The organism is Ehrlichia ruminantium (assembly GCF_009728835.1).
Lineage (GTDB): Bacteria > Pseudomonadota > Alphaproteobacteria > Rickettsiales > Anaplasmataceae > Ehrlichia > Ehrlichia ruminantium_B.
The window spans coordinates 1-24,721 of the sequence record NZ_CP033455.1 but is presented as its reverse complement, the minus strand read 5'-3'; the positions used below and the strand labels follow the sequence as shown (position 1 = coordinate 24,721).

Genomic DNA, 24,721 nt, shown 5'->3' with positions numbered 1-24,721 from the left:
AAGCTATAAGATCTGTATTAATAAATACAATATACATCATGAATGATTTCATAAATTTTATACTATTAGTATATGCTGAAATGAAAACAACTCAATAAAAAATTATACATCACGAGTTAAACATGAACTTCTTTTCAAAAAAACAATCTATTTTGGACAATTCCTATACTTTTTCAATTCCCATACAACTAACTGCTGAAGCAATATGGAAAAATAGGGATTATACAAGCTTTGCAGAAAATGGCTACATAAAAAACGTCATTGCATTCAGATCAATTCATATGATTGCTTCCGCAGCAGCATCTGTTCCTATAATTTTAAACAAGAATATAAAAAGTGATACATTTCAAATAAAAAATCACCCGCTACTAAAATTAATATCACAACCTAATAATACCACCTCAAAAGCAGAATTTATCGAAGGCATTCTTACCTATAAACTCATTAGCGGTAACGCTTACATTCTGATGATAGAAAATAATAACATGATTCCTCAAGAATTATATCTATTACGACCAGATAGAGTAGAAATTATTCCAGGAAGAGACAATAGACCATATTCTTATCGCTACACAATAAATGATTACATGATCAACTATAAAATCAACAAATTAACAAATTACTCGCAAATTTTACATATAAAAAACTTTCATCCACTAAATGATTGGTATGGATTATCTCCTATAGAAGCAGCTTCATATAGTATAGATCAACATAATCAAGCTGGATCATGGAATCAAGCAATGTTACAAAATGGAGCAAGACCAAGTGGCGCTCTAATTGTAAATGCAAAAAATACTAATAATGGCAGTTTAACACAAGAACAATATAATCGTTTAAAATCTCAAGTAGATGAGTTCTATTCAGGACCAAGAAATGCAGGTAGACCTATATTACTAGAAGGAGGACTAGACTGGAAAGAGATGAGTCTATCTCCTCGAGACATGGATTTCATAGAATCAAAACACAGTTCAGCACGTGATATTGCATTAGCATTTGGAGTTCCACCACAACTATTAGGCATACCAGGAGATAACACATACAGTAACCTGATAGAAGCAAGATTATCACTATGGGAACAAACAATACTACCACATTTAGACAACATTATTTCACACTTTAATAATTGGTTAACCCCTAAATTCGGAAATAATATATTCTTATCATACGACAAAGATTCCATTTCTGTACTTACAGAAAAAAGAAAACAACTATGGCAATATGTAGAAAACGCAAATTTTATGACCATAAACGAAAAAAGAGCAGCTTTTGGATTACCACCATTAGATAATGGAAATATCTTATGAATAATAGCAAACACAATATATCTAAATTATTCAAAAATAAAAAATCACACTTAATTATAGACAATATAAAAATAATCCATATTAAACTTGTCATTTAACTAAGTTAAGTTAAGAAATCAATCCTCACATAAAATCAAGGAGATCATAACATAACATTTAGTATAAACGACAGAAACATCGAATCTGTTCTTAACCATATTAAAAAATCAATGCTTATATAAAACTAAAATAAGATACTACTCATAAACAAAACAGTACAACACTTTTACACAACAACATGAACAATAAGCTTACAATTTAATTTAATTGCAAGTTTTCAACCAAAACCTCAATTAATAAATTAAACATACTAAATACATGATATTCATCATTAATAACACAAATGTATTCCGCCTTGAACTCCTTACTGGAATACTAACAAACTGAGGAATCAATATCCTTATAAAATCAAATAATATATTACCTATAACACAAACTTAATATCCTAAATTTTTTAACTAATACAAACTTTTTTATGCAACAAAAAACATGTAACCTATTTTTATCTGACAAAAACATAAAGAATTGTGGAACCTTTTCAGGATATGCAAGCATATTCAATATCGTTGACAAACAAAAAGATATAATACTACCAGGAGCATTTAGTTCCACTATAAAAGATTTTCATAAAGTAAAACTGTTATGGCAACATAATTGTACAGAACCTATAGGAAATATTGTAAATATGACCGAAGACCACATAGGACTTCATATAACAGCAAACCTATTATTAGATCTACAAAAAGGAAAAGAAGCTTATTTAATGCTTAAAAACGGCATTATTAATGCATTATCTATAGGATACCAAGCTATAGACTATAATACAGATTTCAAAACAGGAATAAGAACACTAAAAAAAATATCACTATGGGAAATCAGTTTAGTAACATTTCCTGCAAATACACAATCACAAGTTACCTATGTTAAAAATTTTCAAAAAAACTCAATAACTTTGCACTTTATGAGAGCTAAATTTGCATTAGACAATTTAAAATCAATAATCAGATTTTAAATCACTCTTCTTTACATGACTTAGATCAATGACAATTTTATATATACATCTATCATCTGCCTCTTTAATAGAGAATATCGCACCACTTTTATGTTCAAAAATCTCATTTATTATAGGAACCCTACCAATCATAGATAAAATCAAACCACCTATTGTAACATAATCATCTTCCTTACAATCCCTGAAATCAATATTAAAAGTTTCTTCTAAGGTTTTCACTAAAACCCTAGCATTTACTTCAATTTTATTATCAGAAATATTCACAATACTAGGAACAGCAGGAGCATCATGTTCATCGTCTATATTACCCACTATTTCTTCAATCAAATCAGCCATAGTCACTAAGCCTTCTGTACCACCATATTCATCAATAACAACTGCTACATGTGTATGTGAAGATTGCATTTTTATAAACAAATTTACTGCTTTCATTGATGGAGGAATGCATATTATTGGTCTAATTATATTCTTCACATTAAAAGTTTTATCGAAATTAGAAATTATATCCTTGATATGAATAAACCCTATTATGTTATCTAAATTATTTTCATATGCTGGAATTCTTGTATATTGCCCCTTGATCAATTTATCAGTTAAGTTCTTACTATCAGACACATCTGCAATATCTACAGCATAAATTTCAGTTCTAGGAATCATTATATCCCGTACCAAACAATCATTAAACTTCACAAGGTTATGAAACATACGAGAATTATTGAAACACTGATTATCATCAAGTAGGTTATTCTCGACCTCTTTTTTTAACTTAGGCATTTTTTTTAATATCAATGAGACTAACCTAACACATAGCGATTCAAAGAAAGAAAAACTATCCTCACTATTATCAGAAAGTTTATCACCCATATACTATTTGTAATTTTCTACCACTGCTTAAGTATACTATCCAAAACTTTATTTTCTACATAAAGTTTATGTTAACAAGTATGTTAATAACTACAGACAAAATATGTAAGTAAAAGTTATTCACATATCATTATATAGTTATCCACAAAGTTACAAAGATAAAAAAAGACCGCTGTAATCAACGTATAATACACTCACTAACATCATACTTATCAACATAATTAACACATCACTTATACACACATATTACAGCAGAAAATCAATATAATACATACTTTATTAACAGAGTTATTCACAAAATAACACATGCAAAATTTTTATCCATGCACTTGCAAAAACAAGTTTTATCAACATAATTCACAGGGATCAACTATAGAAACTATCTATAAGGATACTAATATAATATAAATTCTACAAGAGGAGCACGATGTTAAAAACAATAAAAAGCAAGTCAAGGCAAAAAAGCATACCAATATGGTTCATGAGGCAAGCCGGAAGGTATTTACCAGAGTACCAAGAGATTACAAAAAATGCTCCCAGCTTTCTAGAAATGTGCTATACCCCAGAACTAGTAAGGGAGATTACGCTGCAACCGATAAAACGTTTCAACCTAGACGCTGCCATAATTTTTTCAGACATTCTTGTAATTCCAGATGCTCTAGGCTGTAAAGTAACTTTCACGAAAGATAAAGGACCAGAAATATGCGAAATAGCAAGCTACAAAGAAATAAACACCCCAGAAAAGGAAGTACTATTACACCTCGACAATGTATTTAAAAGCATTAAAGAAGTAAGAAAAATACTACCTGCAAACAAAGCACTAATAGGATTTGCTGGAGGACCATGGACTATAGCTACATACATGATAGGAAGAGATAAGAATTTCTCAAAAATAAGGGAAATGAGTTACACAAGAGATGGAAATCTAGAGAAAATCATAGAAAAAGTTACAGAAGTAACAATTGCTTACCTAATGAAACAGATAGAAAGTGGTGTAGATATAATACAAATTTTTGATAGTAATGCAGGCATCGTATCGTCCGAAGAGTTTGAAAGATGGATCATAAGTCCTACAAAAAAAATAATATCAAGTATACGAAAAACATATCCCGACTTTCCATTTATAGGATTTCCAAAAGGAGCAGGAGTACTATACAAACAGTTCACGGAGCAAACAAACGTATCGGTTACAAGCATAGACTTTAATACTCCTATGTCCTGGGCAAGGGAAAACATACCTTCGATAATACAAGGAAATCTAGACCCATATTTAGTTGCATATGATAAAAATGGTACTGTTTCCCAAGCAAAAAAGATAGTTAATATAATGAAAGACAAACCGTTTATATTTAACTTAGGACATGGAATAATTCCAAATACTCCTATAGAAAATATTGAAGCATTAATAGAGGCTGTTAAGTCCAACATTTAATATATTATTAATATTTTAATAATAAAATATAAACTTGACAACGTACTACCTTAACTATAAAAACTTTATAACACCAATTTTCTAGGGATATGGAATGAAAGGAAAGCTACATGATTATCATTTAGTGAATCCTAGTCCATGGCCCTTGCTTTTTTCAATAACAGTTCTAATAACAGCCTTAGGTGCAGTTGGGACGATTAGAAACTTCTATATGGGTCAGCCACTTTTACTAGTTGGGCTAACTTCTGTCAGTTTCACCCTTTATAAATGGTGGAAAGATGTCGTAACAGAAGCAATTAAAGATAACTGTCATACAGACATTGTAAAAAAAGGCTTAAGACTAGCAATGGCTGGATTTATACTTGCAGAGTCTATGTTCTTTTTTGGGTTCTTTTGGTCTTTCTTTAAGGCATGGCTTTTCCCTGTACATACATTTGATAATCTCATCCCAGGTAATCCTATTACATGGCCTCCACACGATATTGCAAGACTAGATCCATGGTCTATACCTTTTCTAAACACAATAATACTTTTACTATCAGGTTCTACGCTAACATGGTCTCACTATTCACTGGTCAACAATGATAATAGTTCAGCATTAAGGCTGTTAGGAGCAACTATAATTCTTGGTACTATATTCTCAATATTTCAGGCTATAGAATACTTACATACAGGCTTTGCTTTCCATGAGACAGGAGAGAAAGCTATATACGCTTCAAATTTTTACATGATAACAGGTTTTCATGGACTTCATGTAATAGTTGGTACATTGTTCTTAATTGTATGTTGGTTTAGAATAAAGAAGGGTCAGTTATCTCCAGAACACCACATAGGTTTTGAATGTGCTGCATGGTATTGGCATTTTGTCGATGTGATATGGCTTCTGTTATTTGTTTTTCTATACTGGATAAGTTCATAGTAAACAGCCAAGAGTACTATCGTTTGCTTGTATAATTAAATTATCCTTTGTTATTCTAATAAAGCAATAGTAAAATGCTATAGCAGTAGTATTACACTTGTTAGATACAACAGTTTTAAGTTTGTCTATAATTATACTGTTACAATGTGGTATTTATATAATAATAAAACAACTGCAAAACCAATATAAAACGTATTAATAGACAGCAAGTTTTGTAGCTTGCATAGATTAATACCTAAGCTATTTTTACTAGAAAATTACACTACTGTTATAAATATCGTGCTGTGTAAGTCATAAATGTATATTATAAGAGAGGTCGTAACTAGTACTTAGAGAACACTATGAATATAATAGGTATTGATCCAAGCTTAAATTGTACAGGATGGGCTGTACTATCTGTATGCAATGACGATTTAAATAAAATTCATGTAGTGAATAATGGTGCTATATCGACAAATAGTAAAGAAACCATTGGTCAAAGGTTATATAAGATACATAATGAGTTCCTAAATATAATTGACTCCTATAAAGTAAATATTGCTTCTATAGAAGAGGTCTTTATAAATAAAAATCCAAAATCTTCAATATCATTATGTTATGCTAGGGGAACAATATTATTGACGTTAAGTATTACTAATATACCATTATTTGAATATTCAGCAAATCGTGTAAAAAAATCCATTACAGGAAATGGACATGCTAAAAAAGAACAAGTATGTTTTATGGTTGAAAACATATTAGGCATAAAATGTTGTGATATTTATGATATATCTGATGCTATGGCAGTAGCTATATGTCACATTTACTCTATGAAGATCATTACAGAAAAATCATGATTTTAAACTTATTTTATTTTCGTTTCCATTTATTATCCGTATAATGTTATCAATATGCTGTGTAATCACTAGTAACACTGTAACTGCAAAAACAATACATTCTGTATTTGTATAACATATACAAACAAATAATAATGTAATTAGAGTTGATGCAATTGATGATAAAGATGAATATCTATATACTATAAAAAAAGCAATCCAGAAAATTATGAAACACATGGCAATTTTATAATCAATAAATACAAACGATCCCAACAATGGTGCTACGCCTTTCCCACCTTTAAAAAGTAGCCATACAGGAAATATATGACCTACAATTGCAAATAAAGCGGCTAAAAAGAATAACACATGATCAAAGCTATACCTATGTGCTATAGCAATACATGTAAAACTTTTTGATGCGTCCAATAATAGTGTTACTACTGCTAATCTTTTACTTTTTCTAAAAACATTTGTAGCTCCTATGTTCCCAGAACCTGTTTTTCTAATGTCACCTATACCTACAATATAGGACAATACTAAACCAAATGGTATTGAACCTATTAAATAAAATGATATAAACATTATGATATTGAAGTTCATATTATTTTGTATAAATAAATTTGTGCTTAAATGATAAATGATATAAGATTTTTATATTACTTCAACATCCGTTATAATATTTATAGCGTACAGGAAAGTATCAACTATGAACAGCTTATTTTCAGAAATTATATACAATGCATTAAAAGAAGATCTAGGTGATATTGGAGATATAACAACTGACAATACTTTAACAAATGAAGAAGTTAACTTCACTATTAACGCTAGAGAAGATCTAGTAGTATGTGGTATTCCTGTATTAGAGGAAATATTTAGCATAAATAAAGACTTTATTCGCTATAAAATACATAGGAAGGATGGAGAACTTATAGGAAAGAATAGCACGTTAGTTAGTGGTGAAGGATTAGCAAAATGTTTATTGCCAATTGAAAGAGTGATATTAAATCTTATTCAACATGCTTCTGGTATAGCATCTATTACGAGACAGTTTGTTGATGAAATAACTGGTACAAAAGCAAAAATTCGTAGCACTAGGAAAACTACTCCAGGATTGAGGGTTTTGGATAAATATTCAGTACATATAGGAGGAGGAGAAAACTATAGAAATAGTTTATATGATGGCATTCTTATAAAAGATAATCATATAGCAAGCTGTGGTAGTATAACTTTGGCTGTACAGCGAATTAGAAAAAAGTTAAATAGTGAGTATATTGCTGTTGAATGTGATAATATTACTCAAGTTATAGAATCATTATCCAATAACGTAAACATGATTCTGTTAGATAACATGAGTATAAAGGAAATAGAACAAGCAGTATCAATTGTAAATGGAAAATCAATATTAGAAGCTTCTGGTTGTGTAAATATAGGTAATGTAAGAAATATTGCAATGACAGGAGTAGATTACATTTCTATTGGATGTATAACTCATTCATTTAAAAATAAGGATATAGGTCTTGATATTTTGCATAAAATTTAATCTACTTAATTTACTGCTATGCCATTTGTATTACAAAGGCTTCTAGCTTGATCTAATATCATTCCAAAAGCTTTTTACTTTTTGAAAAAATCCAGTAGATTGAGGACTACACTCAACATTATTAGGTTCTTCGTCAAATTTTTTAAGAAGCTCTTTTTGCTGTTTTGTTAGATTTACTGGAGTTTCTACTGTTATTTGAATATACATATCCCCCCTTTTTGAAGAATTAATAATTGGCATCCCTTTTTCTTTTAATCTCAATTTATCTCCATTTTGTGATCCTTCAGGAACTTTAACCTTTGTCCATGTCCCATCTATGGATGGCATTTCTATATGTCCGCCTAACGTAGCAAGAGTCATTTTTATTGGAACATTGCAATAAAGATCAGCTGCATTACGTGTAAAAAACTTGTGTTTTTTTATGTTAGGATATACATATAAGTCACCGCTTTGTGCTCCTCTATACCCTGCTTCTCCTTTACCATTTAATCTAATTTTGTTACCGCTTTCTATTCCTTTTGGAATTGTTACTAGTAAGTTGACCTCATCTCGTACACGACCACTTCCAGAACACTTCTTACATTTATTTTTTATTATTTCTCCTTCTCCATTACATACATGACAAGTTCTTTCTATTGTAAAAAAACCTTGTTGTGTTCTAATATTACCAGCACCGTGGCATGTACTACATTGTACAGACTTAACAGATCCTTCGCTTCCTGATCCACTACAGCTAGAACATTTAACATGTGTTACGTAGTTTATAGGAACTTTAGTACCGTTAAAGGAATCCTCTAATGTTATTTCTATATCAAGTCTTAAATCTGATCCTACAGTACCGCCATCTTGCCTTCTAGATGATCCTCTTCCACTTCTGAATCCTCCTCCGAAAAGATCATTAAATATGTCAGAGAAGTCTGTAGAAAATCCACTATTAAAGTCAAACCCTCCTCTTCCAGATGCGTCACTAAATGCACTATGCCCATACCTATCATAAGCTGCTCTCTTATCTTTATCTATTAGTACATCATAAGCTTCTGATAATTCTTTAAACTTTTCCTCTGCTGCTTTATCACCTGGATTTTTATCAGGGTGATATTTCAATGCCATTTTTCTATAGGCTTTTTTTATTTCTTCGGGTGTTGCATTTTTACTTAGGCCTAATAAGTCGTAGTAGTCGCTTTTGCTCATATCAATTCATTATTAATGAGTATAGGTAAGATATTTATATACGATTTCATAAAAATTCAAGACTTACTTATGTGTATTTTTAACCTTATCAAAACTTGCTACTAAATTGAAAACACAAAATGCAGTTTTAATAAGAGAAAACCTATTTTTATATAATGCTTCTTTTGTGTTATCATTTACTTTTATATTATCCATAAAATTGTTAACACGACAACTCAAACTATATAAGCTATCTAGTGATTCATAAAACTTCTTATCTTTTAGTAGTCTTTTTATATTATTTTTTTGATAAATAGCTTCTTTATATAAATTTATTTCTTCGCTTGTTAAAAATAATCTTTTGTTACACTTATACTTTACAATACTACTAATACTGCTTCCCTTAACGATTATATTATGTAGTCTTTTGTAGGCTTTGGCAATTTCTTTTCCATTTTCAGTGTCTATGTAACTATTGAGAGCTATGACTTCTTTCTTTATTAATAAAAGATTGTTAAGTTTCCTATTATCAAGCACTGCTTTAATTATATCTTCTCTTATATCACAATCTTTAAGTATTGTTATAAATCTATTTAAACAAAATTCCAATACGTAAGAAACAATGTTCTTTTTTTTATTTGTTCTTGATATTACATCTTTTATCTTTTTTATAGCTTTTTTTTCTATTAGTTTGTTAGAGTATAAAGATACAGATTTTTCTATCAAAAGTTTTATTGGTATATTTATATTGTTTTCTAAAATTACTCTTATTATTGATATTGCCATCCTTCTCATAGAAAATGGGTCTCGAGAACCAGTAACTTGTTCTCCTGCAACTACCATTCCAACCAGATTATCTATTTTGTCTGATATAGATAGAGTTATTGCAATTGGAGAAGAAGGAGATTCTTTATTTTGGTTAGTAGGTTCATAATAACTTACTATAGACTCTGATATTTCAGGTAATTCGCCGAAATGAGAAGCGTAATATCCACCCATAATTCCTTGTAATTCAGGAAATTCTTTTACAGCTAATGTTGCTAAATCAAATTTTGATAACTTTGCTGCTCTTTCAACTTTTATCAATGAAGAATGTGGTATCCATATTGAAATGTATTTTGATAAAGCAATAATGCGATTTACTTTTTCGAATACAGATCCCAGTTTTGCATGAAATACTATGTTTTTTAGTTTTTCAACATAATACTCTATGTTATATTCCATGTCTTTTTTTATTAAGAAACTCGCATCTACTAATCTAGCATTAAGAACATTAGTGTGACCTTGTACTACATTGTCATTTGATATGGTAGATATTGTAATGAAGTTTGTTATTTTATTATCTGTAAAAACTGCTAAATATTTTTGGTAATTATGCATTACACTTAACACAAGTTCTTTTGGTAATTCAGAGAATTTCTCATCAACATTTCCCATTATAACTAATGGATACTCTAAAATTCCGTTAAGCTTATTAATTAACTTTATATTTTCTTCACACACTAGATTAGTATTTTCAGTTAAGTTACGTATTTGATTAAATATAAAATTTAATCTTTCTTCTTGGCATAAAATTACATTAGCATTTCTTAACTGTGATATATATGAATCGAAATTTTTAACTTCGAAAAATTCTTCATGTGTATACTTGTTTCCTCGTGATTTATTATTTGCTGTTATATTAGCAAATTTTATTGGTAACACTTTCCCTTCTAGTATGCATAGTAGGTTTATTATAGGACGTATCCAATATGTTTTTCCTGCTCCCCATCTCATTTTCTTATCCCAAGGGAAATTATGTAGCATATTTTCTATTATTGATATGAAAATAGCTTCTGTTGATGTTTCATTATTGTTGCTAATATCAGCGTAATAGAAATCATCATTACCAACTTTGCAAATTATGAGGTCATCAATGTTTTTACCTACTTTCCTTAAAAAACCATCTATTGCAACTTTATTCGATGATACTTTTGGTCCTTTTATTTTTAGTGTATTGTTTAAAGAATTGTTTACTATATCGCTTATACATATTGATATTCTGTTTGGAGTAGCAAAGACCCTTACTGAGCTAAAGCTAATATTGTTCTTATTTAGTTCTTTTTTTATGTAATCATCTACATATAAATAAGCACTACTTTGCACCTCGGATGGTACTTCTTCCGATAAACATTCAAATAACAGTTCTATAGGCATGTTGTTCCACGTATTTAATGACACTGAGTATATAAGCTACAACATAGATTTGCAAGCTTACGTACACGTAATATATATGCTGCACGCTCATTAACTCCAATCACACCGCGGGATTCAAGTAAGTTGAGAATATGACTTGCTTTTGTACAAAAATCATATGCTGCTAATGGAAATTTCTTTTCTATTAAGGAGATACATATTTGTTCAGTTTCGTTAAACTGTTTAAATAGAGTATCTACATCATAGTAATCCAATGATAACTTTGAAAACTCATACTCACGTTGTTTAAATATATCACCGTATGTTGTTCCAGAATCATCCCATGTTATTTTGTATACATTGTCAATATTTTGAACAATCATTGCTATTCTTTCTAAACCATAAGCAATTTCTCCAGGTACTAAAGAACATTCAATACCTCCTACTTGTTGCATATAGGTAAATTGAGTTATTTCCATACCATTACATGTGACTTCCCATCCTAGTCCCCAAGCACCAATACTTGGGTTTTCCCAATCATCTTCTATAAACTTAATATCGTGAGTCTCTATGGATATGCCTATTTTTTCTAGACTTTTTAAATAATCAGATTGTAGATCTGTATTGGAAGGCTTTATTAGCACTTGATACTGATGATGTTGATATAGACGGTTGGGATTATCACCATACCTTCCATCACATGGTCTGATTACAGGTTGAATATATGCTAATTTTGATGGTTTTTTTGAAATAGCTGTCATTGAAGTTGCTGGATGCAGAGTTGCTGCTCCTAGTTCAGAAGTATATGGATGAAATATTGTACACCCATAATCTTCCCAATAATTTTGTAAGTTTTTTATTATACTTTGAAAATTCACAAATAATCATATAGCAAGTTATAATTGGGTACTATTATAGAGGAATAAATTAAAGTTATACAAGGTTTATTTTTTTCTACATTATTAATTGTTTTATTATATTTTATAAAAATTTTGGTTAATTATATTAGAAAGTATATGTTGTATATTGATATAAATGTTTTGAAAATTTCTTGCATTTTTACTCTATCAGTATAATCTTTATTAATCATAGAGTAAGGTTTAATAATTACTATAGTAGTATTCTTGATAATAGAATAAATGGGATGTAGCCAAGTGGTAAGGCAGCGGTTTTTGATACCGTCATCCGAAGGTTCGAATCCTTCCATCCCAGCCATATGTATATATTTAGTATAGTAGCCTTATGTTTTTCTACAGATTCATGTTATTTTCCTTTATATTGAGAAATATAAAAAACGTTTTTCTTAAGTTGGTTTATTTTACAGTATTTTTTTACTGTGTCTCTTTTGTATTTATTGCTATGAAAGATGGAATTTCTGTAGCTTTTGCGTATAAAAACCCTAAAAATATTGCTAATTATGCATATACGTACTTGAAGTGGTGCTATTATAATCATAATTCATTGACGTATTCAACATTTTTTAAAATGGGTGTATCTCTAATTCTTCCTTTCTGGTTATACATAAAAATTTCTAAGATGAATTGGAGAAAATCTTTTAATTCTCTGTACAGGTATATATGTTTTCTGTGTAATAAAAGTAAAAAAATGGATTCAGGTAAAGAGCTTGTTAATGATAATTCTGTTAAGGATAGCAAAAATGTAAGTAAAAATTATCGCAATGAGATGTATAATATAAAAAAGAAAGCAATGATGAGTATTGAAGAGTCTATAGACAGGATGATATATGAGACTTTGTGCTTAAAAAATAAGAAAATTAATGAAGAATCTGATAAAAAACATAATAACTTGGTTGATGGTAAATAATTTTTCTTATTTACCATTGATTTGTTTCTATTTAATTCTATATGAGATAATTCGTATTAAAATATAGTAATAGTTTAATACAAATAGAAAATTTTGTATTTTATTTATGTTCTGTAATCATGTTTTTTATAACTTATGAACTAATTAATAAATTACTATGTGTTATCATATTTGATATTATGTACTAAAAGCATTAAAAAGTGTTTTATGTATGTTAGTGTGTATACTTTTTATTATAATAATATATTTAATGTGACGTATTATGCATATTAAATACAAATTTTCTATTTTAATTGTATGTTTAAAGTATGATTTACATTGTTAAATTTGATAGTGATTTTATCTTTTATAAAAAAAACATGTATGTAATATAATTATGCACTTATGTGATATCAATCCTCTACTTCAGAAAAATATTTCTATGTTATTTGTAATCTTAAGTTTAACTATGAATACATGATAATGTATTTCTATAATATAATATGTAAGATATTGTAAGTAATATGTAAAAAAAATGTTGTTAGATTGACAAAAATATTTATTAATTAAATTTTCCTATTCCCATAGCATGTTTTATCATCATATTTTTGATAGTTTTTGAATTTTGAACTAACGATAAGCCAGCAAATCTTATAGATTTTGCTATGCAATATTTTGTTGAAAATATACTATTGATACATGTTGTAAATGATGCCATCAAGAAGTTATCAAAATATCTATCATAAGAAAAGTTTTTTAAAACATAACTACTACCTATATCTATACCGTATTGTTTTGCTGATTTTATGTTACTTACTAGTTTGTCTATGTCTCTTATACCTAGGTTTAGTCCTTGACCTGCTACGGGATGTATAGAGTGAGCTGCATCACCTATTAATACAACTCTATTTTTATATAAATGTTTAGTGAAAATCAAATGCAATGGAAAACATAGTATGTTACTGTCTAGTTTTATATTATCTAAGTAGGGTTTACATTTTTTTTCTAATTCTAACGTAAGATCATTCTTATTTAGTTCCATAAGCATATTACTTATGTATGTTTTGTTAGTCCAAACTATAGAAGATTTATGTTGACCATACATAGGAAGTACTGCAAATGGTCCTGTAGGAAAAAAATGTTCTACAGCTATGTTATTGTGATTATTTGTGTGTGTTACGTTACAGACAATACAGCTTTGAGAGTAATCATATTTGATATATGGTATGTTAAGTATGTTTTTTAAATTTGAGTGTTTACCTTCAGCGCATACTAAAAGTGGAGTTGATAACTTTGTGTTATCTGTTAGTTCTAAGTTTACTAAATCACAATTTATGTCTACTGATTTATATGTACATTGAGAATATAAATCTACTTTTTTTAGGTATTTCTTAAAAGCTTTACATAGAAACTCACTTTCTATTGTATATCCCATTGGATTATCAGATACACATTTATGATCAAAATGGGCAAATGTTGTACTGTCACCATCTTTAATTAGAATATCTAGTATAGGACAAAATTTTTTTACATTACTCCATATATTGAATTTGTCTAGTATTTCTTGGGATTTTTTTGATAAAGCAAATACCCTGTCCTTTGGTATTGATGATAAAATTTCATTTTTGTCTATTAATGCTACTGAAAGAGAAAGTTCACTTAGTGCTATTGATGTAATTATTCCATTAATTCCTGCACCTAAAATAACTACGTCATAATATTTTCTACTATTCATATAAGTACTATAGTGTATAAAAATGTTAAAAGAGTAGGTACTTATTTTAAGTTATGGTGTGTCCGAAGGGATTCGAACCCCTGACCAACAACTTAGAAGGCTGATGCTCTATCCAGCTGAGCTACGGACACAATATAGCTGATGTAATGGTACTTTAATTAACATATTTGTCAAGCTTGTAGGTTGATTCTGTTGCTGCTGGTTGTAGTCATTTTAGCGATTATTATATGTTTATTGTAAGCTAATATGATAAGACATTTATGTTAATAATTGACTTGAAGTACTGTTAGGTAATTTATTATAATATTGTTTATTAATTTCATATTTGGTACTATAAAAGTCTTTAGATTTATGTTTTTAACATGTTTTATTATAAGAATTGCCCGCCTAGTTATATTATAACTAGTGAGTCTGTTTCCAGTGGGCACCCTGATAAAGTTGCAGATCAGATATCCGATGCAATACTTGATTATTATATATCGTTAAATCCATTTGTACATACTGCTATTGAAACTTTAGTTACAAAGAATAAGGTTTTTATTGCTGGTGAAATTTGTGGAGTTAATATTGATAATTCTGTTATAGAATCTATAACTAGAGGTGTAATAAAAGAGATAGGTTATGAACAAGATGGTTTTCATTGGGAAAATGTTGATATTGAAATCTTAATACATGAACAATCTCCAGACATAGTTGTTGGAGTTAACTCTGGTAAAAATCAAGGTGCTGGTGATCAAGGTATTGTTTATGGATATGCTATAGATGAAACAGAAGCCTTTATGCCTGCTTCAATTTTTTATTCTCATATGATTTTAAAAAATATTATGAAAGCGGTAAAAGATTGTGAAATACCAAGACTTGGACCAGATGCGAAAACGCAAATTACATTAATGTATGAAGATAATATACCCGTTGGGGTATCTAATATTGTACTTTCTATACAGCATCCTGAATATATTAGTCAAAGCCAAGTTAGAGATATTGTATACCCTTATGTTAATAAGTCATTACCTAAAGGATGGATGTGTTTTGATAGTAATTTTTTAGTTAATACAACAGGTAGATTTGTGGTAGGTGGTCCAGTAGGAGATTGTGGATTAACAGGTCGTAAAATCATGATAGATACTTATGGTGGACATGTACCTCATGGTGGTGGGGCATTTTCTGGAAAGGATCCAAGTAAAGTAGATAGATCTGCTGCTTATATGGCTCGTTATTTGGCTAAGAATATAGTTTCTGCTAAGTTGGCTACTCAATGTTTAGTACAAATATCATATGCTATTGGAATTTCATCTCCTACTTCTTTTTATGTTAATACTTTTGGTACAGGTATAATCGGTGATAATGAAATCAAAGATTTTATAATAGATAATGTGGATTTGTCTCCTTATGGGATATGTAATCGTTTGTCGTTACTTAATCCTATTTATAAATTAACATCTTGTTATGGACATTTTGGTAGGGTTCCTGATGCAAATGGGAATTTTTCATGGGAAAAAGAAGATTTCGCTTTACAAATAGGCCGTAAATTTAGTCTTAATAATAATATATGTCATGCTTATATATAATAAGTAAGTATGTTTTTAGTATTTTATATAGAGTTATCAGTACTATATTGATAAATTATACTGTTTTAGTTTGAAGTTAATATTCTTGTATAATATATATACATATTTCTATTTTACGCTGACACTGGATGCATATAAAATTATATAAATTAATATTCAAGACTTTGTTAGTGACAATTATAAATATTATTATGAGGTGACACTATAAGTGTGTATATGCACCTAATAATTTTTTATGGTGTTATAATATGTGTTACTAATGGGTCTATAAAAATATGTATGTTTGTTATTGACTTTATCATTTTAAATATAATATCAAAATTTATATTTTTTGTATTTGTTATTGTTTTGTTTTAAGTTGTATTGTTAGTGATGCATTATGTATTTCTTGTGTGTTGAACTAATTTGTTATGTATTTAATAGAGGAATTTGTAGAAAAGTGACACAAGTAGAATTGCTAGTTACGACTGATAAGTGTTTCAATAGTCTCATACAGGATTGATTTATAATGTAGTAAAGTCAAATTATGTAGGGAAATAAAGACTTATAATTTAAGTGAAGAATGTTTGTTAATGAATGATTTAGAAAGTAAAATCAATTATTTTGCTTGAGAAATTTTCATTTTAAGTATTGGATATCAATATATTGTAAAATAAATAGTAGAATTATTTATAAGTTGTTGAAAGTAAAAAAGCTTTTATTAAGTAGAATATAAGTAACAGTTGTATTATTACTAAGCTTAATTGTTTTTAATGACAGGCATACGATTAGCAACAAATTAGTTTATTTTAAGTTATCTTGTTGTGAGTAAAATTGATTGCACTGTTATTTACACAATACTGTTAACGACTTTAAAAGTATAATAGTCTATGTCTTTAAGTAATTTTTTATAATAGGTTGTAATTGCAGTGCATTTATAATGTGTTTTCCTTAGTTATAATAACACTATAACTGTGTGTTTTATACATTAATTGTGACATTTTGTATAGTACTTGTAATAGTTTTATATTTGTTTTTTTTAATAATTTGGATGTACTGCCATTTTATATTAATTTAGTAGAACATGGTTGAATATTAACTAATGTGTTTTATGTTATGTTTCATGTGAAACATTTGTTTATTAATAAAGTTATAGCATTGGAATTAAAACAATCTTTTGGTAAAAAGTTAAGTTATGAAGATAATGTATGAGAAGTAAAAAAACTAAATATATATTTAGTTTTTTTGTTATGCTAATGTTATATTTATGAAAAATTAATTGTCCTATTAAAGATAATTTAATTTGTTTCTACATGCTTATATCATGTAATATAATTGCTGATACTGTTTAAAGATTAATACTATCAAAACATGTATAATGTGTTTTTTGATTTGCCAATACTTTTATACTAGCTTACTTACATTTATTTCAATAATGAACATATATGCTGAATTAAATATGGTGTTTAACCAATAATTCAGCTATTTGTACAGCATTTAATGCTGCGCCCTTTCTTAAGTTATCACTTACTAACCACATATTTAATCCATATTTAATTGTACTATCTTTTCTTAATCTTGAAACATACACTTCATCCTCATGTACACAGTCTAGTGGTGTTGCATAGCCTCCATCTTCTCTTCTATCTAATAATATTACTCCTGGTGCATTTTCTAATGCTTCATAAGCTTCTTCTTCAGAAATTTCAGATAAAAATTCAATATTTAATGATTCAGAATGAGATACAAAAACTGGTACCCTAACACAAGTTGCAGTTACTTCTATATTTTCATCTAATATCTTTTTTGTTTCTACAGACATTTTCCATTCTTCTTTTGTTGAACCGTCTTCCATAAAGATGTCTATATGTGGAATACAATTGAAAGCGATTCTCTTTGTGAATTTTTGAGGACTAATATTTTGATTCATGAATGTACCTTTTGTTTGTAGAAAAAGCTCATCCATAGCAGATTTACCTGCACCAGAAACTGACTGATATGTTGATACAACAACTCTCTTTATTTTTGATATGTCGTGTAGAGGTTTTAAAACTAGAAGCATCTGAATAGTTGAACAATTTGGATTGGCAATGATATTGTGTTTATTGTAATTTGCAATATCTTCTGGGTTAATTTCTGGTATTACTAGTGGAATGTCTTTTTCCATACGAAAGAAGGAAGTATTATCTATAACTATACATCCTTTATTTGCAGCTAATTTTGCATATTGTTGTGATATTGAAGATCCAGCTGAAAAAATTGCTATATCTGTTCCACTAAAGTCGTAAGTTTCTAGATTTTTTGCTTCTAGTACATCATCTCCATAACTTAACTTTTTACCAACAGATTGTTTTGATGCTAATGCTATGACCTCACTGGTTGAGAATGACTTGCTGTTTGATAAAATACTTAAAATAACTCTGCCTACATTTCCTGTAGCACCTACTACTGCTATCTTATAACTCATAACTTTTTATATACCAAAAGATAGTAGAGAGCTTACAAAATTTTTGTTATGTTCAGATGACTTTTTTAATGCGTCATTGAATGCTGCTTTTATTAAATCTTCTATGAATATAGATTTTTCCTGCAACAAAGATGGATCTAATTTTATTTCTAAAACCTGATAGTTTACCATGTTAGATATGCTAATTTTTACTAGCACTTTTCCACCAAGCGATGAACCTTCAAAAATTTGAGTTTTATTATGTTCTTGGAAGTCAGAAAACTTCTTTCTTATAAACTCTTGTAAGTTGGATAATTGATCACTAGAATACATATTGTTCTCCTTTATTGTTCTTTCTTTATATTTTCTATATTTATGACTTTTGCTCCATCAAATTCTTGTAATATATCAGAAATAGTTGAATCAAGTCGTGAATTATAACATGTGTTATTGTTTTTTTTAATAGATATGTTCCATTTTTTACTAGTTAAATTATTTAAAAAATGTAATAGCTCTTGTTGTAAATTGTTAGGAAGCATTGTAGTTAGTATTATGTTTGATGTTCCGTCGCTGCAGTATGTTATCTCTAAATTAGACTGGGATAGTTGATTATATAAATCTTGCATATTATTATTTTTTAACAACGCAAGTAGCATTTTGCAATTAATGTCTAACCCATTTTCATTAGCTTTTATATTACTTTGAAGCTTTTCTATTATTTGTTTTGGTGATGGTAAATCTGATAAGTAACATAACCTAATAATTAACATATTTGCAGCTTGTTTTATACATACTGATGACTTAACTTCCTGTATTCCTTTTAAAAGGATTTGCCATAATCTTGATAAAAATATAGGAGATTGAATCTTGCTATTTTGTATCTGTGTTATAATATCAATATCAGGTGAAGAGTTATTGTCTTTTGTAATAGAAAAATAACATATTTCGTAAATCATTTGTAGAATATTATCCAGTACAATAACGGGAGAATGAGAACTACAAACTTCTTCAAATTTATTTAAAGCTTCTGCTGTGTTACCATTTACTATAAATTCTATTACTTTTAATAATGTATGTCTACTTACATAACCTAACATTTTTTTTGTGTTTTCTTCTGATAGAGTTTTATTACTATATATTGCAGATTGTTCTAATAGAGATAATGCATTACGCATAGAACCATCAGAGTTATAAGCTATTAATTTTATGCTTTCTTCATCAAACGAAATATTTTCTTCTTTTGCTATTGCTTTTAAATGATTTACTATGTTATCTGTAGTTATTCTTTGTAGATCAAATCTTTGGCATCTTGAAATTATAGTTACAGGTATCTTTTTTACTTCTGTAGTTGCTAAGATAAACTTTACATAAGGTGCTGGTTCTTCTAATACTTTGAGTAAAGCATTAAATGCACTGTTAGATAGCATATGTACTTCATCTATTATATATACTTTAAATTTTGAAGTAATAGGCACATAATGAGAATTTTCTAGTATGACTTTCACATCTTCTATGCTGGTATTACTTGCTGCATCTATTTCTATTACATCTGGGTGATTAAAATTTTTTATAGAAACGCAGTTCTTACATGTGTTGCATGGGGTGGATGTTGGTCCAGAAATGCAATTTAAACACATTGATATTATTCTTGCTGCAGTAGTTTTACCTATTCCACTACTTCCAGTTAAAAGAATAGATTGTGGTATTTTATCTAAATGAAATGCATTATGTAATACACGGACTAAAACATCTTGTCCTATAAGATCTTTAAAGTTGTTAGGCCTATACTTTAGTGCAAAGCTCATGTTGTAATGATAAAACAAAAAATGGGTAACACAACCCAAAGAAACAATGCTACGGCTGCTTTATTTCTAACCTGACCGGCTTCACAAGTACCTTGCTCATGTTACCCAGACTATTATAGTTTAGTTGAAATAAATATCAAATAAAAATTAATAGGTAATCTTTTTTGTTTTCTATTAAGAAAAAACTATGTGAATTACGAGTTTATTGTAATTATGTAGCACTAACATTGTGCAATTATATTTAAAAAAACTTAAGTAATGGACATATAAATATAATTAATGTTATAAAATTACATAATGCAATTAATTGTATAGTAGCATTATATAGATAGCTAAAAAATTTTCTTAACTTTTTGGAATTTGTATACTTTAATTATGTGTTTTTTTTATTATTACCTAAACTTTTAAGGTATACTAGTCTCTCCATAGCAGCTTTTAATGATGAGCTTATTATATTGGGTAAATGTGAATTTAGGATCTCTAATGCTGCCTGTGTAATTCCTCCACGGCTTGTTACTGATGATATAAGATTGTTAATACTACTTTTTCTTGTTTCTAAAAGCTTAGCACTTCCTATAAATGTTTGTGAGACAAGTTTTATTGCATCTTCTTCTTTTATACCTGCTTTCATTGTGTTTTTTACTAGTTCTTCAGCTAGGGAAAAGAAATATGCTGGTCCGGAACCTGTTATAGGAGATAGTTTATCAAAGATATCTTCTTTTGTTAGCCAATAAAGTAATCCTGTTTCATTAAATAATATATGTATTTTTTGTTTTTCTTGTTCTATTTCTTCTTCCATATAAGAGAGGTTAACACTCTCACCTAATGACATAGCAATGTTGGGCATTACACGAATTATTTTTGTTGTATGATCTAAGTTTTTTTTTATAAAGTCTATATCAAGACCTGCACATAATGATACAAAAGATGCAGACTTACTGTACATTTTGTAGTTTGGTATAACATCACTAACTTGTTGGGGTTTTATAGCTATAACTACAGTTTGAGGTATGAAGTTTTTGCTAATCTCTTTATGATCTCTTACAAATGTGATTTTATTTGTGATATTGAAATCATTTTTTTTTGATAAGCTAGGTTGTACTACTACTATTTTTGATATTTGATCATTTGTTGACCATTTATTTAGTAATATGCTTCCTAAGTTACCGCATCCTATTAAAAGTATATTCATAGCTTATATGTTAATAATTTTATAATGTATGTGAGTATATATGATTAAATAAGTTTGTGAAATATAGATTAATTAGTATACAATTCTGCAAGTTGAAATTAGAATTTGGAGAGTTTTATGGTATTAAGTTCTGCTGTGATTTTGGCTGGATGTGGCCATATGGATGGTTCAGAAATTAGAGAAGCTGTTTTAGTTATGCTTGAACTTGATAGGCATAATGTAAAATTTAAATGTTTTGCTCCAAATAATGATCAAAAGCATGTTGTGGACCATTACAATAAAAAAACTACAATAGAGGTTAGAAATATTTTGGTAGAGTCTGCTAGGATAGCGAGAGGATCTATATATGATATAGAAGAAATAAATCCTGAAGAATTTGATATGTTGGTAATCCCTGGTGGTTATGGTGTAGCAAAAAACTTTTCTAACTTATTTGATGGTGATGGAGATAATAGTTATGTATTGTCTAATTTTAAAAATGCTATTTTAAAATTTTACAATGCTAATAAACCAATAGGAGCAGTTTGTATATCACCTGCAGTATTAGTTGCATCATTGAAAGATGTTGCAAAAATTAAAGTAACCATAGGTGAGGATTCTGATGGCTTAATAAATAAGTTAGGAGGAGTTCATGTTGACTGTCCGACTATAAAATCTGTACGAGATGAGGTTAATAGAATATTTTCTTGTTCTGCATACATGAGAAATGACACTCTTTATAATGTGTATTTAGGTATACAAGATATGATATCATCTATGGTAAATTCGTTAAAAAATTAGTGTTATTAACTATACTGTGTTCTTTATGTAACTTATTTGAATAGTAGTCATGACGTATTTTACATTTGATAATCTTGTATAAAATTTTGTATGTGATAAGTCTGTGTTACACTGATGAGAATATGAACGTTTAATTATAATTTTTTTTTAATGATATTACTAATTATCTTTTGTAAAGAATAGTACATTTTATATATTACTTCTGTAATAACCTAGTGTATTATACAATTATAGAATAGTAAAAATTAGTAATAACTTGCTAGTTATATCGTATATTTCAGTAGATTGAACTTATATACAAAGAGATGTTTTTTATTTTGTGAATTTGTATTTTTACATAGGTACTGCATTATTGATTATGATTCAATCTTATACTATTAATTTAAATATTAATAAACATGGAAGTATAGTGTCGTATTGTAAAAAGTCACTGACACTTGATATTTTTTAGATAATAACGATATGACATTGTAATTTAACGTGAACTATAATATGTGAAGTTTTGTAGTAATTGTTAACAATATAAAAATTGCTACTTTTTTTTAACCAATCTATTACATAATTTTGATATAGTAAGTAAATTTTAATGTTACTTGTAGTGTATATGATATTCTCTATATTATTTGTACATAAAGTTTTATCTTTTATCTATGTAATAACTTATTAGTAGATATTTATAAAAGAAAAATATTAGGTATGAGATTATATGTTGTGTAGTACATGTTCTGTTATATTGGAATATAGGTTAAATGTATGCTAAATTTACCTTTTTTATTTAGTATGTTCAAATTATTGTTTTGTTATATATAACAGCAATTAAAATATAAAATTATCTTAATATATTATAAAAACTAATGTAAATAGTTGTATTTTTTATTACTTTATATAGTTTTTGTTTTTTAGTTAAAGTTGTTAGCATTACCTACTTAGTAATACAATATATAGTATTATTGATAGGTAGAGGTAATTGAAATAGAAATTAACATGGGAATTGTATGTTTATCCTTATTAATAACTTTAAAGTATTAAAATGCTTGTTTTCTAGTTAATATATTGTGATAGCAAACATGCAATATCTAACATTCTCATGGCAAATGCCCATTCATTATCATACCATGCAGCTATTCGACATAAGTTGTTATCTGTGACATATGTTTCATTAGCATCTACTATTGCACTGTATGTACTATGACAGAAATCTATAGAAACTAGCTTCTTGTCTGTTATATTAATTACTTTTGAATTTTGTGAAAATTCTTTTATTATGCTGTTTATCTCATTAGTATTAGTTGATTTAATTGAATTAAAAACTAAATCTATCATGGAAACATTTGGTGTGGGTACGCGTATTGCTGTTCCGTTAAGTTTTCCTTTGAGTTCTGGTATTATTGAATTAATAGTTTTTGTAGCTCCTGTTGTTGTTGGTATCATTGATAGTGCGGATGCTCTTGCTCTTCTTAAATCTTTATGATTGTTGTCTACTAGATTTTGATCATTTGTATATGAATGTATAGTTGTTAGGAATCCATTTTTTATTCCTATAGTATCATGCATTATCTTCAGGATGGGTGCTATACAATTTGTTGTACATGATCCAGCCGAGATTACTTTGTGTTCTTTTTTGAGTATTTCATTATTTACACCATATACAAGTGTTATATCGGAATTTTCCATAGGAGCTGAAACTATAACTTTTTTTACTATTGAATTGATATGTTCTTCTGCTAAAGATTTTTTATTAAATTTTCCTGTACATTCTAGTACTATGTCTATATTATGCTCCTTCCATGGAATGTTTTTAGGGTCTTTTTCTGTTGATAATGGAATTTTTGTGTTGTTTATGAAAATATAGTCTTTTCCATAGGTTACATCGTGTGGAAATTTCCCATGGATTGAGTCATATTGAATAAGATGTGCATGTGTTTCTGGTAGTGTTGATCCATTTAATGCAGATAATTCTAATGTGCCATTATACATAGAATAGTTTTCGTATATGCATCTTATTAAACATCTTCCTATACGTCCTAATCCATTTATTCCTATTTTCATAATTTTTCCATTTTTATATAAATTGAGTATTATTGATTAATTCTTTCTTATTCTTTTTAAGATACATCAAAAAATATTTAAAAAAAAA

Annotated in this window: 20 protein-coding genes, 2 tRNA genes and 1 other RNA gene; 10 read left to right on the top strand and 13 right to left on the bottom strand. The window is 28.3% G+C overall.

Going from position 1 to position 24,721, the window contains the following annotated elements; all coding sequences use genetic code 11:
- Positions 1 to 122 precede the first annotated feature (122 nt).
- Entirely contained in the window at positions 123 to 1,307 is a 1,185-nt protein-coding gene (locus EDL80_RS00115) for a phage portal protein (RefSeq protein WP_158406197.1), read from the top strand.
- Between the two features lie 514 nt (positions 1,308 to 1,821).
- Positions 1,822 to 2,358, top strand: a complete 537-nt coding sequence (locus EDL80_RS00110) for an HK97 family phage prohead protease (RefSeq protein WP_158406196.1) — start codon at positions 1,822 to 1,824, stop codon at positions 2,356 to 2,358.
- Here EDL80_RS00110 and EDL80_RS00105 read toward each other — a convergent pair.
- Positions 2,341 to 3,222, bottom strand: coding sequence for a transporter associated domain-containing protein (locus tag EDL80_RS00105; RefSeq protein WP_158406195.1), 882 nt, complete (start codon positions 3,220 to 3,222; stop codon positions 2,341 to 2,343). The two genes, EDL80_RS00110 and EDL80_RS00105, sit on opposite strands and share 18 nt — an antisense overlap.
- A 427-nt stretch (positions 3,223 to 3,649) precedes the next feature.
- Here EDL80_RS00105 and hemE point away from each other — a divergent pair, with 427 nt between their 5' ends.
- The 3 genes from hemE to ruvC all read left to right on the top strand — a co-directional run bounded on the left by hemE (position 3,650) and on the right by ruvC (position 6,409).
- On the top strand, positions 3,650 to 4,654 hold the full coding sequence (gene hemE / locus EDL80_RS00100; RefSeq protein ID WP_158406194.1) for a uroporphyrinogen decarboxylase: 1,005 nt from the start codon (positions 3,650 to 3,652) through the stop codon (positions 4,652 to 4,654).
- Positions 4,655 to 4,748: 94 nt separating this feature from the next.
- Complete coding sequence (locus tag EDL80_RS00095) at positions 4,749 to 5,573, top strand: cytochrome c oxidase subunit 3 (protein WP_158406193.1); 825 nt, start codon at positions 4,749 to 4,751, stop codon at positions 5,571 to 5,573.
- A gap of 341 nt (positions 5,574 to 5,914) precedes the next feature.
- Positions 5,915 to 6,409: a crossover junction endodeoxyribonuclease RuvC gene (gene ruvC / locus EDL80_RS00090; RefSeq protein ID WP_158406192.1), complete on the top strand. Its 495-nt coding sequence runs from the start codon at positions 5,915 to 5,917 to the stop codon at positions 6,407 to 6,409.
- Here the strand turns inward: ruvC and plsY are convergent.
- Positions 6,404 to 6,991, bottom strand: coding sequence for a glycerol-3-phosphate 1-O-acyltransferase PlsY (plsY, locus tag EDL80_RS00085; RefSeq protein ID WP_158406191.1), 588 nt, complete (start codon positions 6,989 to 6,991; stop codon positions 6,404 to 6,406). The two genes, ruvC and plsY, sit on opposite strands and share 6 nt — an antisense overlap.
- A 106-nt stretch (positions 6,992 to 7,097) precedes the next feature.
- Between plsY and nadC the strand changes: the two genes are divergently transcribed.
- Positions 7,098 to 7,931 (top strand): carboxylating nicotinate-nucleotide diphosphorylase, encoded by an 834-nt coding sequence (gene nadC, locus EDL80_RS00080; protein WP_158406190.1) that lies wholly within the window; start codon positions 7,098 to 7,100, stop codon positions 7,929 to 7,931.
- A gap of 42 nt (positions 7,932 to 7,973) precedes the next feature.
- Here the strand turns inward: nadC and dnaJ are convergent, their stop codons facing one another.
- The 3 genes from dnaJ to EDL80_RS00065 all read right to left on the bottom strand — a co-directional run bounded on the left by dnaJ (position 7,974) and on the right by EDL80_RS00065 (position 12,154).
- A complete protein-coding gene (dnaJ, locus tag EDL80_RS00075; RefSeq protein ID WP_158406189.1) occupies positions 7,974 to 9,122 on the bottom strand; it encodes a molecular chaperone DnaJ in 1,149 nt (382 codons plus the stop codon).
- 63 nt (positions 9,123 to 9,185) lie between these two features.
- Positions 9,186 to 11,297: a glycine--tRNA ligase subunit beta gene (glyS, locus tag EDL80_RS00070; RefSeq protein WP_196492738.1), complete on the bottom strand. Its 2,112-nt coding sequence runs from the start codon at positions 11,295 to 11,297 to the stop codon at positions 9,186 to 9,188.
- A 14-nt stretch (positions 11,298 to 11,311) separates the two neighbouring features.
- Complete coding sequence (locus EDL80_RS00065; protein ID WP_158406187.1) at positions 11,312 to 12,154, bottom strand: glycine--tRNA ligase subunit alpha; 843 nt, start codon at positions 12,152 to 12,154, stop codon at positions 11,312 to 11,314.
- Positions 12,155 to 12,416: 262 nt separating this feature from the next.
- On the opposite strand from EDL80_RS00065, the gene EDL80_RS00060 reads away from it, so the two are divergent.
- Positions 12,417 to 12,491, top strand: a tRNA-Gln gene (locus EDL80_RS00060).
- A gap of 144 nt (positions 12,492 to 12,635) precedes the next feature.
- Positions 12,636 to 13,100: a hypothetical protein gene (locus EDL80_RS00055; RefSeq protein ID WP_230957607.1), complete on the top strand. Its 465-nt coding sequence runs from the start codon at positions 12,636 to 12,638 to the stop codon at positions 13,098 to 13,100.
- Positions 13,101 to 13,641: 541 nt separating this feature from the next.
- On the opposite strand, the gene EDL80_RS00050 is transcribed toward EDL80_RS00055, so the two are convergent.
- Positions 13,642 to 14,814 (bottom strand): FAD-dependent monooxygenase, encoded by a 1,173-nt coding sequence (locus tag EDL80_RS00050; protein WP_158406185.1) that lies wholly within the window; start codon positions 14,812 to 14,814, stop codon positions 13,642 to 13,644.
- A 54-nt stretch (positions 14,815 to 14,868) separates the two neighbouring features.
- Positions 14,869 to 14,945 (bottom strand) — tRNA-Arg (locus EDL80_RS00045).
- 231 nt (positions 14,946 to 15,176) lie between these two features.
- On the opposite strand from EDL80_RS00045, the gene metK reads away from it, so the two are divergent.
- Positions 15,177 to 16,382: a methionine adenosyltransferase gene (gene metK, locus EDL80_RS00040; RefSeq protein WP_158406184.1), complete on the top strand. Its 1,206-nt coding sequence runs from the start codon at positions 15,177 to 15,179 to the stop codon at positions 16,380 to 16,382.
- 1,432 nt (positions 16,383 to 17,814) lie between these two features.
- Here the strand turns inward: metK and EDL80_RS00035 are convergent.
- The 5 genes from EDL80_RS00035 to EDL80_RS00015 form a co-directional block, all read right to left on the bottom strand.
- Positions 17,815 to 18,828 carry an aspartate-semialdehyde dehydrogenase gene (locus EDL80_RS00035; protein WP_158406183.1) on the bottom strand — a complete coding sequence of 338 codons (1,014 nt, stop codon included), beginning with the start codon at positions 18,826 to 18,828 and terminating at the stop codon, positions 17,815 to 17,817.
- A gap of 6 nt (positions 18,829 to 18,834) precedes the next feature.
- Positions 18,835 to 19,140, bottom strand: coding sequence for a YbaB/EbfC family nucleoid-associated protein (locus EDL80_RS00030; RefSeq protein WP_158406182.1), 306 nt, complete (start codon positions 19,138 to 19,140; stop codon positions 18,835 to 18,837).
- A gap of 11 nt (positions 19,141 to 19,151) precedes the next feature.
- Positions 19,152 to 20,612 (bottom strand): DNA polymerase III subunit gamma/tau, encoded by a 1,461-nt coding sequence (gene dnaX / locus EDL80_RS00025; protein WP_158406181.1) that lies wholly within the window; start codon positions 20,610 to 20,612, stop codon positions 19,152 to 19,154.
- Between the two features lie 16 nt (positions 20,613 to 20,628).
- An RNA gene (gene ffs, locus EDL80_RS00020) (signal recognition particle sRNA small type) lies at positions 20,629 to 20,723 on the bottom strand.
- A 262-nt stretch (positions 20,724 to 20,985) separates the two neighbouring features.
- Positions 20,986 to 21,804, bottom strand: a complete 819-nt coding sequence (locus tag EDL80_RS00015) for a pyrroline-5-carboxylate reductase family protein (RefSeq protein WP_158406180.1) — start codon at positions 21,802 to 21,804, stop codon at positions 20,986 to 20,988.
- 117 nt (positions 21,805 to 21,921) lie between these two features.
- Between EDL80_RS00015 and elbB the strand changes: the two genes are divergently transcribed.
- Positions 21,922 to 22,584: an isoprenoid biosynthesis glyoxalase ElbB gene (gene elbB / locus EDL80_RS00010; RefSeq protein ID WP_158406179.1), complete on the top strand. Its 663-nt coding sequence runs from the start codon at positions 21,922 to 21,924 to the stop codon at positions 22,582 to 22,584.
- A gap of 1,041 nt (positions 22,585 to 23,625) precedes the next feature.
- Here the strand turns inward: elbB and gap are convergent.
- Positions 23,626 to 24,633 (bottom strand): type I glyceraldehyde-3-phosphate dehydrogenase, encoded by a 1,008-nt coding sequence (gene gap, locus EDL80_RS00005; protein ID WP_158406178.1) that lies wholly within the window; start codon positions 24,631 to 24,633, stop codon positions 23,626 to 23,628.
- Positions 24,634 to 24,721 lie beyond the last annotated feature (88 nt).

Coding starts and splice junctions, on each gene's coding strand:
- EDL80_RS00115 (WP_158406197.1), top strand. CDS start 123: ATGAACTTCTTTTCAAAAAAACAATCTATTTTGGACAATTCCTATACT.
- EDL80_RS00110 (WP_158406196.1), top strand. CDS start 1,822: ATGCAACAAAAAACATGTAACCTATTTTTATCTGACAAAAACATAAAG.
- EDL80_RS00105 (WP_158406195.1), bottom strand. CDS start 3,222: ATGGGTGATAAACTTTCTGATAATAGTGAGGATAGTTTTTCTTTCTTT.
- hemE (WP_158406194.1), top strand. CDS start 3,650: ATGTTAAAAACAATAAAAAGCAAGTCAAGGCAAAAAAGCATACCAATA.
- EDL80_RS00095 (WP_158406193.1), top strand. CDS start 4,749: ATGAAAGGAAAGCTACATGATTATCATTTAGTGAATCCTAGTCCATGG.
- ruvC (WP_158406192.1), top strand. CDS start 5,915: ATGAATATAATAGGTATTGATCCAAGCTTAAATTGTACAGGATGGGCT.
- plsY (WP_158406191.1), bottom strand. CDS start 6,991: ATGAACTTCAATATCATAATGTTTATATCATTTTATTTAATAGGTTCA.
- nadC (WP_158406190.1), top strand. CDS start 7,098: ATGAACAGCTTATTTTCAGAAATTATATACAATGCATTAAAAGAAGAT.
- dnaJ (WP_158406189.1), bottom strand. CDS start 9,122: ATGAGCAAAAGCGACTACTACGACTTATTAGGCCTAAGTAAAAATGCA.
- glyS (WP_196492738.1), bottom strand. CDS start 11,297: ATGCCTATAGAACTGTTATTTGAATGTTTATCGGAAGAAGTACCATCC.
- EDL80_RS00055 (WP_230957607.1), top strand. CDS start 12,636: ATGAAAGATGGAATTTCTGTAGCTTTTGCGTATAAAAACCCTAAAAAT.
- EDL80_RS00050 (WP_158406185.1), bottom strand. CDS start 14,814: ATGAATAGTAGAAAATATTATGACGTAGTTATTTTAGGTGCAGGAATT.
- metK (WP_158406184.1), top strand. CDS start 15,177: ATGTTTTATTATAAGAATTGCCCGCCTAGTTATATTATAACTAGTGAG.
- EDL80_RS00035 (WP_158406183.1), bottom strand. CDS start 18,828: ATGAGTTATAAGATAGCAGTAGTAGGTGCTACAGGAAATGTAGGCAGA.
- EDL80_RS00030 (WP_158406182.1), bottom strand. CDS start 19,140: ATGTATTCTAGTGATCAATTATCCAACTTACAAGAGTTTATAAGAAAG.
- dnaX (WP_158406181.1), bottom strand. CDS start 20,612: ATGAGCTTTGCACTAAAGTATAGGCCTAACAACTTTAAAGATCTTATA.
- EDL80_RS00015 (WP_158406180.1), bottom strand. CDS start 21,804: ATGAATATACTTTTAATAGGATGCGGTAACTTAGGAAGCATATTACTA.
- elbB (WP_158406179.1), top strand. CDS start 21,922: ATGGTATTAAGTTCTGCTGTGATTTTGGCTGGATGTGGCCATATGGAT.
- gap (WP_158406178.1), bottom strand. CDS start 24,633: ATGAAAATAGGAATAAATGGATTAGGACGTATAGGAAGATGTTTAATA.